Source organism: Paenibacillus tianmuensis (assembly GCF_900100345.1).
Lineage (GTDB): Bacteria > Bacillota > Bacilli > Paenibacillales > NBRC-103111 > Paenibacillus_G > Paenibacillus_G tianmuensis.
In genome coordinates this window covers 119,526-133,925 of sequence record NZ_FMTT01000001.1, presented here as the reverse complement: position 1 = coordinate 133,925, position 14,400 = coordinate 119,526, and the positions used below count along the sequence as shown (strand labels likewise).

The 14,400-nt window shown below is 52.3% G+C and carries 18 protein-coding genes; 2 read left to right on the top strand and 16 right to left on the bottom strand.

Annotation, left to right across the window (positions count from 1 at the left end; translation table 11 throughout):
- Nucleotides 1-4: 4 nt before the first annotated feature.
- The 13 genes from BLO51_RS00745 to BLO51_RS00690 all read right to left on the bottom strand — a co-directional run bounded on the left by BLO51_RS00745 (nt 5) and on the right by BLO51_RS00690 (nt 11,260).
- On the bottom strand, nt 5-643 hold the full coding sequence (locus tag BLO51_RS00745; RefSeq protein ID WP_425415788.1) for a YphA family membrane protein: 639 nt from the start codon (nt 641-643) through the stop codon (nt 5-7).
- A gap of 75 nt (nt 644-718) precedes the next feature.
- Nucleotides 719-1,771 (bottom strand): type 2 isopentenyl-diphosphate Delta-isomerase, encoded by a 1,053-nt coding sequence (fni, locus tag BLO51_RS00740; protein ID WP_174551176.1) that lies wholly within the window; start codon nt 1,769-1,771, stop codon nt 719-721.
- 51 nt (nt 1,772-1,822) lie between these two features.
- A complete protein-coding gene (rpsA, locus tag BLO51_RS00735) occupies nt 1,823-3,040 on the bottom strand; it encodes a 30S ribosomal protein S1 (RefSeq protein ID WP_090665780.1) in 1,218 nt (405 codons plus the stop codon).
- Between the two features lie 91 nt (nt 3,041-3,131).
- Complete coding sequence (locus BLO51_RS00730) at nt 3,132-3,713, bottom strand: lysophospholipid acyltransferase family protein (protein ID WP_090665778.1); 582 nt, start codon at nt 3,711-3,713, stop codon at nt 3,132-3,134.
- A gap of 1 nt (nt 3,714) precedes the next feature.
- Nucleotides 3,715-4,395 (bottom strand): (d)CMP kinase, encoded by a 681-nt coding sequence (gene cmk, locus BLO51_RS00725; RefSeq protein ID WP_090665775.1) that lies wholly within the window; start codon nt 4,393-4,395, stop codon nt 3,715-3,717.
- Nucleotides 4,396-4,515: 120 nt separating this feature from the next.
- Nucleotides 4,516-4,749, bottom strand: coding sequence for a hypothetical protein (locus BLO51_RS00720; RefSeq protein ID WP_090665773.1), 234 nt, complete (start codon nt 4,747-4,749; stop codon nt 4,516-4,518).
- A 66-nt stretch (nt 4,750-4,815) separates the two neighbouring features.
- A complete protein-coding gene (locus tag BLO51_RS00715) occupies nt 4,816-5,469 on the bottom strand; it encodes a flagellar brake protein (RefSeq protein WP_174551169.1) in 654 nt (217 codons plus the stop codon).
- Between the two features lie 343 nt (nt 5,470-5,812).
- Nucleotides 5,813-7,174: a germination protein YpeB gene (gene ypeB / locus BLO51_RS00710; RefSeq protein ID WP_090665771.1), complete on the bottom strand. Its 1,362-nt coding sequence runs from the start codon at nt 7,172-7,174 to the stop codon at nt 5,813-5,815.
- Nucleotides 7,175-7,318: 144 nt separating this feature from the next.
- Nucleotides 7,319-7,483 carry a hypothetical protein gene (locus BLO51_RS28990; RefSeq protein ID WP_167670066.1) on the bottom strand — a complete coding sequence of 55 codons (165 nt, stop codon included), beginning with the start codon at nt 7,481-7,483 and terminating at the stop codon, nt 7,319-7,321.
- Nucleotides 7,484-7,537: 54 nt separating this feature from the next.
- On the bottom strand, nt 7,538-8,230 hold the full coding sequence (prsW, locus tag BLO51_RS00705) for a glutamic-type intramembrane protease PrsW (RefSeq protein WP_090665769.1): 693 nt from the start codon (nt 8,228-8,230) through the stop codon (nt 7,538-7,540).
- A 202-nt stretch (nt 8,231-8,432) separates the two neighbouring features.
- A complete protein-coding gene (locus BLO51_RS00700) occupies nt 8,433-9,938 on the bottom strand; it encodes a DnaB-like helicase C-terminal domain-containing protein (protein WP_090665767.1) in 1,506 nt (501 codons plus the stop codon).
- A gap of 89 nt (nt 9,939-10,027) precedes the next feature.
- A complete protein-coding gene (locus tag BLO51_RS00695; protein WP_090665765.1) occupies nt 10,028-10,627 on the bottom strand; it encodes a genetic competence negative regulator in 600 nt (199 codons plus the stop codon).
- Between the two features lie 291 nt (nt 10,628-10,918).
- A complete protein-coding gene (locus BLO51_RS00690) occupies nt 10,919-11,260 on the bottom strand; it encodes a hypothetical protein (protein WP_090665763.1) in 342 nt (113 codons plus the stop codon).
- 120 nt (nt 11,261-11,380) lie between these two features.
- On the opposite strand from BLO51_RS00690, the gene BLO51_RS00685 reads away from it, so the two are divergent.
- Complete coding sequence (locus tag BLO51_RS00685) at nt 11,381-12,202, top strand: polysaccharide deacetylase family protein (protein ID WP_090665761.1); 822 nt, start codon at nt 11,381-11,383, stop codon at nt 12,200-12,202.
- On the opposite strand, the gene BLO51_RS00680 is transcribed toward BLO51_RS00685, so the two are convergent.
- Both BLO51_RS00680 and BLO51_RS00675 read right to left on the bottom strand, forming a co-directional pair.
- Nucleotides 12,192-12,422: a hypothetical protein gene (locus tag BLO51_RS00680; protein WP_090665759.1), complete on the bottom strand. Its 231-nt coding sequence runs from the start codon at nt 12,420-12,422 to the stop codon at nt 12,192-12,194. The two genes, BLO51_RS00685 and BLO51_RS00680, sit on opposite strands and share 11 nt — an antisense overlap.
- Nucleotides 12,419-13,015, bottom strand: a complete 597-nt coding sequence (locus BLO51_RS00675; RefSeq protein ID WP_090665757.1) for a CPBP family intramembrane glutamic endopeptidase — start codon at nt 13,013-13,015, stop codon at nt 12,419-12,421. Before BLO51_RS00675 ends, BLO51_RS00680 begins: the two co-directional genes overlap by 4 nt.
- 71 nt (nt 13,016-13,086) lie before the next feature.
- On the opposite strand from BLO51_RS00675, the gene BLO51_RS00670 reads away from it, so the two are divergent.
- Nucleotides 13,087-14,001 carry a hypothetical protein gene (locus BLO51_RS00670; RefSeq protein WP_090665755.1) on the top strand — a complete coding sequence of 305 codons (915 nt, stop codon included), beginning with the start codon at nt 13,087-13,089 and terminating at the stop codon, nt 13,999-14,001.
- Between the two features lie 61 nt (nt 14,002-14,062).
- Here the strand turns inward: BLO51_RS00670 and BLO51_RS00665 are convergent, their stop codons facing one another.
- Nucleotides 14,063-14,383, bottom strand: a complete 321-nt coding sequence (locus tag BLO51_RS00665; protein WP_090665752.1) for a rhodanese-like domain-containing protein — start codon at nt 14,381-14,383, stop codon at nt 14,063-14,065.
- Between the last annotated feature and the right edge of the window lie 17 nt (nt 14,384-14,400).

The following is a 14,400-nucleotide window of genomic DNA, read 5'->3' as shown; positions in this document are numbered from 1 at the left end:
TCTGTCAATCGTTCTCCGGCTCACTGTCCGCCCTAGTCCTTTGCCACGCACGCTTAAATGCCAGTTTGCTCCCAGCGACCATCCCTTCCAGCAGTAGAGAACAACCTCGGGCCGCAAAGACCGTCAGCCACCACGCGTCTTGAAACTCCACTTGCCCGAGCGTCATCGCCATCTGTTCCCTGTGCGCGAAGGCCGACATAACGTCGCCGATCAGCAGTCCGAGCGATAGCCCTGCGATCTGCAGCGGGGGCCAACGCAGCAGAGCCGCTGCCAAAAAACCGACGCTTGCGGCAACGGTCCATTCCGAGCTGAACCAGATGACTGCGGGCATCAGATGCAGCGTCTCCCTCAGGAAGAAATAGACCGACCCGAGCAGCAGGGCGATGGAGAGCAAATGGAACCGATACAAAAAACTTGGCGTACGGAATATGACCCAGAGCGAAACAGCCAGCAGCAGCAGCGTGCAGCCGTATACCCGAATCCCGCCCCAGTCCGTGCCCCACCGCATAAACAATATCCAAAGCATAAAAAAAAGAAGTAGACTCGTAGGAGTAATACCTCTTAATATGACGTTCTTCCAGCCACTCGCGAACAAAATCAGCGCAACGACGATTAGCAATAAGGACACGTAACCCGCATTCATTCGCTCTCACCCGCAGAAAAAGCATGTTCTTCTTTTTCCTTAGTATGGCTTTCTTTATTTGGTTTTAGTCAATCCTTAAGCATAACCCGATCGCCTTGCGTAGACAGAGACATCTATTCCCCGTACTGAGCACCACTCTGCCGTTTCCGATGTAATGACGACCGGAAGCTCATGCAAAGCTTCAATTCGGGATGCGCCCAACGCCGTCATCAGCAGCCGGAGCTCGTGATGCCATGACGTGATTTGTCCAATCAATGCTTCGGTCCCGGATGTACGCAGCACTCGCAGCATAGCTCCGGCCATACCGACCGCGGAGGCTCCGAGCGTTAAAGCTTTGCAAATCTCAAGCGCGCCTGTAATGCCGCCCGTCGCTACGACTGCCACGTCCGGCCGGTTCATACGACGTTTAGCCTCCAATACTTCCAACAGCGCGATGCTGGTCTTGCAGCCCCAATCGTTCAGCCAGTCCATCGGAAGATCGCGCCGGGCGTTCTCGATTGCGGCGAAATTGGTGCCACCCGATCCGCCGACATCGATACCTCCAACCCCGCAGCAGATCAGCTTCTCGGCGCTTTCCCGCACCATGCCGAAGCCGACCTCCTTGACGATAACGGGGACGCCCGCCCGTTCGACGATCGTCCGGATTCGTTCGAGCATTCCCCGGAAATCCCGGTCCCCTTCGGGCATGATCAACTCCTGCATCACGTTGAGGTGGATTTGAAGCGCATCGGCTTGCAGCATATCTACTGCTTTTAACGCCTGCTCCAGCGTCGCTTCGCTGCCCAGATTGCCAAACACGACGCCGTACGGGTTCATCTTTCTTACGATACGGTAGCTTGCGGCCGTCTCCGGGTTTTTGATAGCCGCCATCTGCGACCCTACCGCCATAGCAAGCCCTGTTTCTCGAGCGACGACGGCAAGCTCCCGGTTAATTTCTTCGGTCTCCCGGGCTCCTCCGGTCATCGCATTAATAACAATCGGCGAGCTCAATAGGAGTTCGCCGATTCGGGTATGCAATGCTATGGATTCCGAAGAAATACCGGGGAGACAATTATGGACCAGCTTAATGTCGCGGAAGCCCTGCTCGCCGCTTTGCCCAAGCCGGAGCGCATGATGAACATGCTCCATTTTTCGCGGTATGCGCACCCCTGATTCCTCTTTTCGTCTATAGACAGCGGTTTACTTGAATTTGCTCAGCTTGTCGCCAAAACGCTCGCCGAGCGTCAGGTTCAAGCCTTGGAGTTCTTCGTGGGAAACGGATTCCCGCTTCGGCGCACGCTCTCTTTCAGCTCTCGGTTCGCGGGCTGGCGCTTCTTCCGTTTCTTTGATGCTGAGCGAAATGCGCTTCTCGTCCGGGTTCATATCCAACACTTTCACTTGAACCTCTTGACCATCTTTCAGCACTTCGAACGGCGTTGCGATGTGGCGGTGTGCGATTTGGGAAATATGAACCAAGCCCTCAACACCCGGAGCCACTTCGATGAATGCGCCGAATTGCACGATCCGTTTAACCGTACCGGTAACAATATCTCCGATATTGATCTTGTTTTTCACGGACTCCCAAGGTCCCGGTTGCGTTGCTTTGATGCTCAAGGAGATGCGCTCATTGGCCGGGTCCAATTTCAGAACTTGAACGCGGACTTGGTCGCCTTCCTTCACAACTTCAGACGCATGCTCGACATGATTCCAAGCCATCTCGGAGATATGAACGAGTCCGTCCACGCCGCCGATATCGACAAAAGCGCCGAATTGCGTCAAACGTTGAACCGTTCCCGTCAGCTCTTGACCGACCGACAGTTTCGCAATCGTTTCTTGCTTTTTCGCTTCGATTTCTTCATCCAGCACGTCTTTTTGAGAAAGAATGACCTTGTTTTTCTCGCGGTCCATTTCTTTTACGCGCAGACGCAGCGTGCGGCCTTTGTAATCGCTGAAATCTTCGACGAACGTGCGCTCAACCATGGAAGCCGGAACGAATCCGCGCAGACCTACGTCAACGACAAGACCGCCTTTAACCACTTCGGCGACTTTCGCTTCGAGGATCGTTTTGTTTTCCATGTCCGCCGCAAGCTTCTCCCACGATTTCTCGCTGTCGATGGCGCGTTTGGAAAGCACGAGCTTTTCCTTGTTGTCATCGATAGTAAGAACTTTCAGTTCGACGTCTTGACCGACTTGAACGATCTCTTCCGCATTGTCCAATTGGACGGACGAAAGCTCTCTTACAGGCACGGTGCCGTCGTATTTGTAACCTACGTCGACAACCGCTTGATCCGCATCCACTTTAATGACTTTGCCGGTAACGATGTCACCTTTTTTAATGATGTTGACATTCGCCATGGACTCTTCCTGAGATACCTCTGCGGATTGAACTTCTTGATCAAATTTCATTTCTTCTGACATGTCCAATTACCCTCCTTAAACAACCTGACAACGTGTAATGTATTTGGATAAAAAATTTACTTCATCATTTTCTTAAGTATGCCACAATTTATCATTTCGATTCGTGCTGCTTGACCATGCTTCGGATCGTGCTCATGATTTTGTCGGTCGCCTGTTCCAAGCCTTCCGAACCGCTGTTCTCAAATTCGCTCAAATCGACTGGCGGACCATACACGACCTTCATTTGCCGAAACGGCTTATAATTGCCGATAATGGCTGCCGGAATGACTACAGCCCCGGACTTTAATGCCAGGCTGGCCGCTCCCTTTTTACCCATGCCTCCCGCGTTGCTGCGCGTCCCTTCCGGGAAAATGCCCATAACTTCGCCGTCTTTAAGCAGCTGCAGCGACAAGCGGATCGATTCTTTGCTGACACCACCGCGTTTGACGGGAAATGCCGCGATTCTCGGCAAAATGTACCCCAAAACGGGAACGTCGAACAGCTCGGCCTTGGCCATGTAATGCACCTTTCGCTTCAGCGGGCTGCCCATCAGCGGCGGGTCCCAGTTGCTGGTGTGGTTGCCGCACAGAACGACGGCGCCTTCGGCGGGAATGTTCTCAAGCCCTTCCGCCCGCAAAAAATACACGGTACGGAACAACACGCGAAAAATTCCTCGAAAAAAGACGTACAACATGCTACTGCCCCCCACCGACCCGGAGCTTGAAAAGCTCCAAAATGCGATCCACTACTTGCGGTATCGTCATATCGGTCGTATCCAGCAGCACGGCATCCGGCGCTTTCACAAGCGGCGAAGCCTCGCGCTGCTCGTCCATCCGGTCCCGCTCGGCAATATCTCGCTCCAATCTCTCAAGCGTGATATCCGGCTGCGTATCGCAAATTTCTTTGAACCGGCGCTGGGCGCGGACACTGACGCTTGCGGTCAAAAACACCTTGACCTCGGCGTCCGGCAACACATGACTGCCGATATCCCGACCGTCCATGACAATTCCTTTGCTTCGGGCCATTTCCTGCTGTTTGGCGGTAAGGATATTGCGAATTTCAGCGATGGAAGCGATTCTGGAGACGTTTCCGGTCACTTCCGCAAAGCGAATCATGCCCGTCACGTCTTCGCCATCGACAAAGACCATTTGGCCATCGCTGCCCGGTACTAAGCGAATGTCCATACGGCCTGTGAGCGCAATCATGTCCGAGATTTGTTCCTCTTGAAGGCCTTCCCGTAAAATCTTCCAAGTCACGGCTCGGTACATGGCTCCCGTATCGACATAGACGAAGCCGAGCGCACCGGCGACCAGACGAGCGATCGTGCTTTTCCCCGCTCCCGCCGGACCGTCGATTGCGATGTTAAACTTTTCCAAAATGCGGCCTCCTTACAAAATGAAGCGGACGAGCAACCTGAAAAAAAAACAGGCCGAAGCCTCGAACGAAGAAAATTATACCATAGTTTTACCGCGGATTGCAAAACTCACGTCACTCCATTATTTTCCTTCCGCGGTCCGAAGCTGGGACATGGAATAAGGCAGTCCCTCCAGCTGCTCTACCTTGACTAAAGCATAGCGGATTCGCGGGTTAAGAAGCAGCAATTGGGAGGCGACCAAAGTAATGGCGCACCCAGCCAATGCCCAGGCAATCCATCGTTCCGCCCGATGGGCAAACTGCAAAAATAATTCTTCGTACCTATCGTCCGATTCATTTTGATTCTTTGTATTCATCCGCGGCCACCCCGTTCCCTCCAATATTCGGGGGATAGTGTGCCCGTCATGCCAAGTTATTATGTATTATCTTTTGCGGATATCAAACTGCCGCTCAAAGCAGTACCGGATAATTTTTTGGCGCTCACGGTCCGTGATCTCCGAAAAGCGCATCATGACCTGCTTTTTCCCCGTTTCCAGCACTTTGACGCGCACGATTTCGCTCTTGAACGGTACGTGCTCGATCAGACCGCTTTTGAACGGGACAAGCAGCCAGCACTCGACCGTGCAGCCGGTCTCGGCAGGCACGTATCCTTCGCAAAGAAAGGAAATGCCTCCTCCGCCGACATCGTCGGTCAGCGATACGAACTGCAGCTGCTCCGAGAATTTCACGGCGATTTCGAGTATGGCCGGCACTCGCAAAAAGTTGCGCCGCTGCACTTTCGTAATGGATTCCGGTTCGGGCTTTTTGATCAGGACAAGCCGGATCACATCGTCGGAAAATCCGAGTACGGACGAATTGAAGTAGTTTTTCATGCCGCCCTCGGTTATAAAATAAACGGAAAGCTCGTCGCCCGGATACAAACGCTTCAGCTTCCCCGATTTGTCGTTCATTGGAACTTCCATGCTGATATACGTGTCCGAGACGTCTGCGATCCTCGATTTATATTCCTGCCTCGCCTCTTCGTCATCGATGGAATTGATTTGGATAAAAAGCATCTGGTTTACTTTCGGCAGCAATCGGCTCACCTCCCCGGAGTGTAAACTTCGATAAGTCCAAGCTTTATTATAGCACGTGCAGAGAATATGGGAAGGGGTGAGCGCGCAGCGTTCGGAGTTTCTTCTTTGGAGCGTTGTGGGACGGTGAGAGGAACGGTAGCGCGGCCTGTGGCGAAATCGCGATTGGCTAATGCTCAGACACGTTTTGACCCGGTCCCATGGAACAATTTTCTATGGAATTGGGACCAGGTCAAAAAACTCGCCGCCAATCGCGATTTCGCCTTCGGCTCATCACCTTAAACCGAAAACAAATGCAAAAAAGCCCGAACGCATCGGGCTTGGGAGAGAGTAGAAAACTAAACAATCAGGTTGGCGTGACGGCGGCGGCTTCTTCGGCGCCCAAGCGGTCGATTTTCTCTTCCGCGCCGCTCTCAGCGTTAACGTAGATCCGGTATAGTCCTCCGTTGACACGGCCGATATATTGGTAGCAGAGCACCTCTTCGTCGATATCGTTCTTGATCAGCGCCTGGTTGACGCTATCTGCTTTAAAATCGGCATTCAGCGTTTTACGGGCTTCGTCCGCCGTCAGCTTCGGCGCTTTGATCTGGCGGTCCTTCTTGCCGTACACGTAATCAGCCGCTTCAAGTCCCGTCACTTCGCCATTATCCAACGCCACCTGAACCGCAACCTTTTCCACGTAATTGATCACGTCGTTCGTGCGCGGTGCAAACGTCATATTGGCGACGTTTCCGTATTCGTCGTAGCTGACGGCGGTCATGTTCTTGTAGCCATGCTCATCCAGGAACTGCGCCCCGATGTCACGCGCTTGCCGCAAGTCGAGCTTCTTTTCGGACACATTGCGGGAAGCCGCGAACCACAAAAGCTGGCCGCCTTTTTTCGAATAGTCCAAATGAGCGCCGTCCGCCGTACCTTGTTTAGGCGCCGTTACGCTAAAGGACTGGTACTCGGTCCCGGGTCCGTTTTCTATGACCTGAAGCCCGGATGGGTCCTGGATGCCAAGAAACTGCACGGCCTTTTGCTTAATTTCGTCGGCATTCGTCTCCGGGCCGGAGAGCATGTGCATGTCCCGCTTCTGATACATGCTCATGACCGCCGGACTCCAGTTGATTTCCGGATATTCGCGCACCTTTTTATCTACCGTAGTGAACCCGTCGACGATAACGTTGTCATGCGGCTCCTTCTGTGTAGCGAGCGCCAGCTCGACATCCATCCAGCGCAAGTTGTTTTGAATGACCTTGCTTTGAACCCCGCGCAAATCTTTGGAAATTTCCGCCGCGTGCTCGTACAGCGTATTGAGCGTCTTCATTTCGTTTCTGTCCAGCGGATTTTTGGAAAGATCACGGACCGCCGCACGATAAGCAAAATTCGAAATATTAGCCAAAAGCTCCTCGGTTTTGTTGAAAGGCAGCAAAGTCAGCGGCAATTGACTGATTTCGTTCTGGGCTTCGCTCGTGATCCGCCAAACGTTGATCAGCCCTTTTTTGTAGGCGTCCTGAGACGTTGAATTCACCGCGAGCGTATTGCCTAGCTCCGTATGCAGCTTGTCTACGTGAAACGACAAATCGTGGAACGCCCGTTGATAATGGTTTTCCGCCTTGATCAAGACGGCGTTTTTCTCTTGATGCTCCAAGTAGCCCCAGACCCCGGTGCCGATGAGCGCCACCAAAAGAATCGGAAACATGACGATGCTCAGTCTTTTGTACATGTTCGAGAAATCTCCCTTCATCAGCAAAACTTGGGCTTAGTTTTCGCCTGAAGACAGGGGGATTATTCACGAAGCGCAGGACATCGTACTGGAGCCGTTCAAAAAAAAGAAAAAAGCCGGCGCTTGGCCGACTCTTTCCCCGGACTAGAAATCAAGGGTTTCGATATCGAAATCTTTTTCATTGTTGCATATGCACTGCTTGAACCCGGTATCGATCTTTTCCTTTTCTTTCCGGCCCTTTAAAACGAACTTCTCGCCGCAATGCTTGCAGCGGATGGCGACTTTCACCCGCGGACTAACGACATTCATCATATCCCTCCGGTATGACCTATGGTATTATCATATCCATTATGGTCATTCCGGCTAAATTTTAACCTGATCCTCCCGCGCGGCGACCCTGAGCGGCGACTTGGCATTGGCCCGGTTTACTTTGCGCAGGCTGCGTAACCACAAGAAGCTCATGAGCGGCACCATAAACCAGACCCAGTACGCTTGGCTTAAGAGCAGCGTATAGTCGAACACCCCATGCCAAAATACCGGCAGCGCCAGCGCCAATATCAGATGCTTGCGGGTGTGTTCCGGCGTAAACTTGGCTTTTCCGAAATGGTAACCCATCATGACGCCGAACATGGCGTGACCGGACACCGGCAGGAACGCCCGAATCATAAGCGATGAAAAGCTCGATCCGTTCAAGAACGCATAGAACACGTTTTCGAGCGTGGCGAATCCGAGCGACACCGCCACCGCGTACACGATGCCATCATACGGTTCGTCAAACGACGCATGCTTGTAGGTAACGAAATAGACCAGGAACCACTTAAAAAATTCCTCCGGCAAAGAAGACGTCAGGAACGAAAAAACGAACGGGTCCTCGCCGAGCCCATGTACCAGAGCCCGCTGCAGCACCATGACCGGGAATACGATCAGAACGCCGAACATGAACAGCTTGATTACTAAGGAGATAGGCTCTGTATCGTATCGGTCTTTTAAATAAAAATAGGCCAGCAGAGCGACACCCGGCGCTATAGCCGCCGTCAGGACAGTTAAGACGCTCAAAGTGTCTCCCCTCCATCACAATAGGTTAAACCCGCCCGCAGCAACGGCCGGCCCCCGCAACTTTGCGGATGCCGACCGTGATACGGGCAGGCGCTTGTCGATATTTCTTAATCCTATAAATATTATAGACATTTTGAATGTCTTTTTCCATCATTTCTTGGATTCTGGCATACACTTCCGCATTTGTCCCACTTCAGGCGCTTCATTCTTCCGCAAAACGCGCCTGCTGGTCGTAAAACCGCAGCGGAATGGTCGCCAGCGTCCCATTGCGGTGTTTCAGAAGCTGCAAGCTCGAGCGTATCCCGTTAGCGGACGTTCCGTCCGGCTCCGGCTTCAGCCGCATAATGACGTCGGCTGACGCTTCCGCCCCTTCCGGTAGACGCTCATCTCCGATATCCGAAGGAACAGCCGCAATAACCGGGCCTCCCCATTCCTTGGACCAATGCTTGAGCATATAAGTGATTGTCGTCTGGTGCTCAGCGGACGAGCGGGGCGGATTGGGCAGTCCGCCTGCCGGGATACGGTTAATATGGTCGATGAATACGACAGGCGTTTTGCCGGACATCCCTGCAATCCGCTCGACATTGGACATGACGCGGTCGATTGTGGAATCGAGTGAGCATTCGATCGTCCAAAGCATATGGCTAATGGGCATATAACGTTTATTGGCTTCGGCCACTTGCCGCGGCTCGATCTTCCCGGTGAGTACGTTTTGCGGCTCGGTGCCGATGAGCCTGGCTATGCTTCGCGCCCAGAGCTCGAATCCCGTCATGTCCCAGGATACGTAAACGACCGGCGTCTGGTGCAAAGCGATATGGTCCGCCATTTGCTTCATGAGCATCGTCTTACCCGAAGAAGCGGCCCCGGCCAGCAGATACAGCCCGCTTCGAAGCCCGCCGAACAACGCTTCGTCCAGCGCGGCGAAACCGGTCGGCACGCCCGATGCTTGTCCGCGATGCCGCTTCATGAATTCTTCGGTATATATGGAAACGTTTTTCGTGTCGGGAGCAATCGGAAGCATCATCGTCTCTTCCATCGTTTCATTCAACAGCCGCATGAACGAATCCAGCGGATTTTGCACCCGCACGAAGAAATCGTTGACGTCCCGGATCGACTCAGGCAGCTGCATGATAAACGTTTGCTTTGCCGTCGATTGCAGCAGCGCTTGGATTCTGACGCTTTCCCGTCGCCCTGCCTCATCATTGCCCAGACAGATGAACACCCGCTTGTCCCGCAGCTTGTCCGCATGAATTTCTTTAAAGGACATCCAGATCGGCACACATACTGCCGGCAGGTGCGCTTGAGCCAAGCTGAGCACATCAAACACCCCGCCGCACACGATGACGTCCTCCGTCTGCTCCAGAATCTGCTCGTTGAATAAATAGTCGCCCACTCCGAGCAGCGATTTGTATTTCGGCTCGCGCTGGTCAAGCGATCGTCCGATTAAATCGACCGTAACCCCGCCCGCGTTCGTGATCGGAATAATAATGCGGTTTTCAAAAAAATCACCCAGCTTGCCCGAGTTGATGTAAAACCCGAACTTGCCCGGTTCAAAACCGATTCGATAATGCTCCGCCGTCTCCTGATGGATGCCCCGCCGCTCCAAATAAGCATAAGCTTCTTCCTTAAGCTGTTTGTGGTAATGGGTAACAAGCTCCTCCAAATCAAACGCGGTCTTGGCTGCGCCAAGGTGTTGTAGTTCGCTCATGACGGTCTTCCCCCCGCAAAAAAAGCATCCCGCAAAAACAATGCTGTTTTTGAGAATGCTTACGATTCGTTAAGCTGAACAAGCCTCAATTAAAACTTGGAACAAAGCACCTTCACGGCATCGGATTCAATGACGACCTTTCCGTATTCCTCCAGAACCGCTTGCGTGACGGATGTGGCTTCTCCGAACTCGGACAAGACAGCCACGACCGATTGAAGCCGCTTTTCTTCCATCTCAACGGCATCCAGCAGCAGGACCCATTTATTTTTATAAGAATACAACGTTCCTCCGTCCAGCAGGAGCGGATTGATGACTTTGGCAAGCCGGAGCAGGTCCTCGAAATCATGGAAAGCGTAAATGATTTCATCGGTCTCATCCATCGTCACTTCAAGCTCGTACACTTCTTCCATTTCGTCCTCTAACGTACCGTCGCCTTGGCTGAAATTCATTCGGCCGCGTGTGACGATCACCATCATCCCTTGCGCCGGCATGGCGAGGACTTCCACGGCAAGCGGTCCGGTTGCGTCGAAGCCAAGCTCGGTATAGGCTTGGTCCATCATCTCGCTGAACAGCTCGTGAACCTTGGGGATTTCTCTCCACATGTCATCCTTGTGAATCCCGCGCTCCGTTAAGTCATCGAATGTGAGGAAAATCCGTATCTTGTCTTGACTTAAACGCTCCATTTTCATACTGGATTCCTCCCTTGCCGACTAATAATAAATAGCTTATGAAGTTTGGTAAACAAAGGTGAGCCGCGTTCGTTCCGCCATATAAAGGATTCGAAAACGCGTTCGAATTTGCGTCTTCCAGCCTTTCCCCCCGGAAACGGTACAGCTTGTTTGCCATGCTACGTCTATTATATCACAAACTGTGAAGAAAAGAACGGTTGTTGCCTGAAAAAATGCCCTTTTCATACAAAAAGACACATACGCCGCCTCTTGGTGGAGGCGGCGTTGTGTCTTTGCGTACAAACCGAACGCTTAATGCGCCCGAATTTCGGATTTTTCCCCGTTGCCGGCCAAAATGTCGTCCACTGCGGCCTTAAGCCCCGAATCCTGATTGATCAGTTCCTGAACCTTGCCGAGACCCGCGGCGGAAGTCGCCACGTCGGCCGCGCTCTTGCCGTAATCGGCGTTCGGCTCGGCCGAATCCGTTGGAGCCTTTTCTTTTTTGTCAGACCGATCCGTGACCTGGTTCAGGAAACTTCCAATGGCGTCGCTATTTGTCATTGCGGAGAACAGCATCGGTTTTCTTTTGCCCGTTAGTACGACCGCTGCAGTCGCCCCGACAAGCCCGCCAAACAGAAAAGCACCCCATCTCATGCCAATCCCTCCGTATTGTTTTCTAATTCGTTGCTATTTTTCGCTATATCCTATGAATCATGCATGATAAAATAAGGAAAAGCCAAAAGATTCATACCAAACCTAACGAGGGGATTTCACATGTCTAAACAATGGATTGCTATTCTGGCCGCGCTTCTGCTTCTGACTTCCTGCGGCGCCAAACCGGATGCGTCGCCTGACGCCTCGGCCAAAACGGAGCCGCCTGCTTCGCAGCCGGTCGCGGGGGGCGAGAAAACGAAAACCGCTGACGGCGTCAAAAAACAAGAGCAGCAAGCCGCGAAGCGCTATACGATGAATCCGAAAACGTACGATATCGTGCCGATCGATCCGAACGGGGCGCCCAAAAAAGTCGTTCTCCTGACATTCGATGACGGCCCGAAGGACCTTGAGATGAATAAAGCGCTGCTCGATACGCTGCAAAAGCATAAAGCCAAGGCCATCTTTTTCCTGAACGGCTACCGCGTCAAGCAGAAGCCCGAGCTCGTTAAGCTGCTTGCCTCCAGCGGTCAAACGATCGGCAATCATTCCTGGGATCATATTGATTTGAAAAAGGAAACCAAAGAAAAGGTAAATCAACAAATCGGAGATGTGCAAAAAGCGATCAAAGAGCTGACAGGCAAAGCGCCGGTCTTCTTCCGTCCGCCGTTCGGGTCCGGCAGCGATGACGTTCGGGCCAAGGCCAAGGAAGAGGGACTGCTGTTCATGACCTGGTCCAACGGGTCGAAGGATTGGGAAATGACGGTGAAGAAAAACAGCCCCGAGCAAGTGATCAGCAACGTGCTGAATCAGCTTCACCCGGGGAGCAACATTTTAATGCATGAACTTCCGTGGACGGTGGAGGCGCTGGACAAACTTTTGACACAACTTGAGGAAAAAGGCTACGGATTCGTTGATCCGGAAGAAATTGAAGTTACAACATGACAAGCTTCCAGCCCCAAATGGAAAGACCTGCAACAAGGAGTATAAAAATCCACAGCAACGACCGATAAAAATAAGGCAGCCACTTTTCTTTCTCTGTCGGATGCACGGTTTTGCGGGGAGGCAAATAATGATCGTCGGGTCCCTCTTCCTTCGCCGGGTCGGGTTGATGATCGGCCTCTTCCTTCGGTCGGTACGGAGGTTGCAGATACTTGTTGTTCATGATTCTTCTCTCCTGTAACGAAGAATGCAGCCCATGACGAAATCAATCAGGAAATGGGCGATAATCGGTGTTAACAAGGACCCGGTCCGAATATAAATCCAGCCGAGCCCGTAGCTGATGCTGAAGACAAGTCCCGTCATCAACCAGTGCTGCAAATAGCGGACATGAATGGCCGCGAACAGGATGCTGGTCCAGTACGGTCCCCACCACGCTTGGATCGTACCGCGGAACAGCAGCTCTTCGCAAAATGCGACAATGAGCGAAATGAGTGCAATATGCCAAAGAGGCCTGTTTTTAAACAGCTTTTCGTTGATGCCCCCGTCGTCCGTCACTTCGGGAGGCACCCATCTGGAAACGAGCAGATCGACAAGCAGAACGGCGACGGCTAAGCCCGCTCCCCATAGCAGGATCGTATAGCCCGACCCCGGGGAAAACATCGCCCGCAGGTCCGGTTTCTGAAAAAGCATCAGAACGACGGCTGCAAGAAAGACGAGAAGCTGAGTCACATACAAGTTAATGAGCAGTAAACGCTCGTCGATTTCGTCCGGATTGATTTTTTGCAGCTTGATCCGCTTAAAGTTAAATTTTTTCATACTGATTCCCTTTTTCGACAATTTCACCTATACTATCAGCATAGAATTTAAGAAATCTGAGGTGCTCGATCATGGAAAAACGGCTTACCCGAACGGACTACTTATTCGCCGTTACCTTCATTTTCATGCTTGTCCTGGCTACGGGGGCCTTCTTCTTCGGTTTAAAAATGGGACAGGACCGTTCTTCGCTGAAATACGAAGATCTGCTCAACAAGCAAAACGAAGCGGCCAAGAGCTTTACCGCCTACCATCAGCAGTATCTGGTGTCTTTCTATCATACCATTTATCAGCCATACAGGGAATTTCATAAAAAGTGGTTTGAGAAAACCGACGAGCTGCTGACGAATCGTACGGCCGACGCTTCCTTGATTCTCAAGGAAATGAGCAAGCTCGCGCAGGAAAGCTACGACAGTCTCGGTTCAAAATCGATGCCGGGCTCCTCTCCGCTGCTGCAGGAAGCGCATAAAGACTACATGAGAAGCTTAAAGCTGTTCAGCGAAGGCCTGCAAAGCTATTCGGCCAAGGCAAACGGCATTCCGGCGGCCGAGCTGATCGCGCAGCTTCAAGCTGACCCTTATCTCGGCGAAGCGAAGACATTTGCGCTCAAGGCTGAAAAAAGCTACTACGAATCGATCGACAAATGGTATGCTACGATAAAACCGCAATTTAAGCCTATTGATGTAACCAAGCCGCTCTCCCTGAACGATTGGATGGGCCTGAGCCTGAATATGAAAAACGAATACGTCGCCCAATTGATGCTTGGCAAAAAGCTGTTTAAGCCGTTCACCCCGCAGGATCTGACCAGTCGGATCGACGAAATGATTCAGTCCGGTCAAACGCAAAAAATGAATTTGAACGATGTGGGGCAAGTCGTCGATGTGCTGATGGCTACTGATGCCGTTCGCAAAAGCGATTTTATCCGCAACAAAGACAAATATTACGGCAATGAAACGTTGCCGCAGCTTCCGTTTTTCACTGCCAATTAATACGCAGGCTTCCGAAGCCACGATGTCCGGTCCCCGTACTCGTGGCTTTTTGCCGCACCAGTTAATCGTACTGGAACCCGCGAAGGGCTGCGAGCGCAGCCATGCCGCCCTCGACATTAATGACATCGTCGAAGCCGTTCTGCTTCAAATAGTAACACACGTTAGCGCTTCGCACGCCGTGGGCGCAAACGATATAAATCGTCCGATCCATCGGAAGCTCGGCTAGCCTTCCCGGTATGCTGTTCATCGGCATCAGCTGTGCTTGTTCCCAATGATAATACTCCCATTCGTACGGTTCCCGGACGTCGAGCATCAGCGCGTCCCCCAACTCTCCGTTGTCCGTTTTTGCCTGGAACGCTTCGGGCTCTATGCTTTCGAACATGATGAATGCCCCTTTCG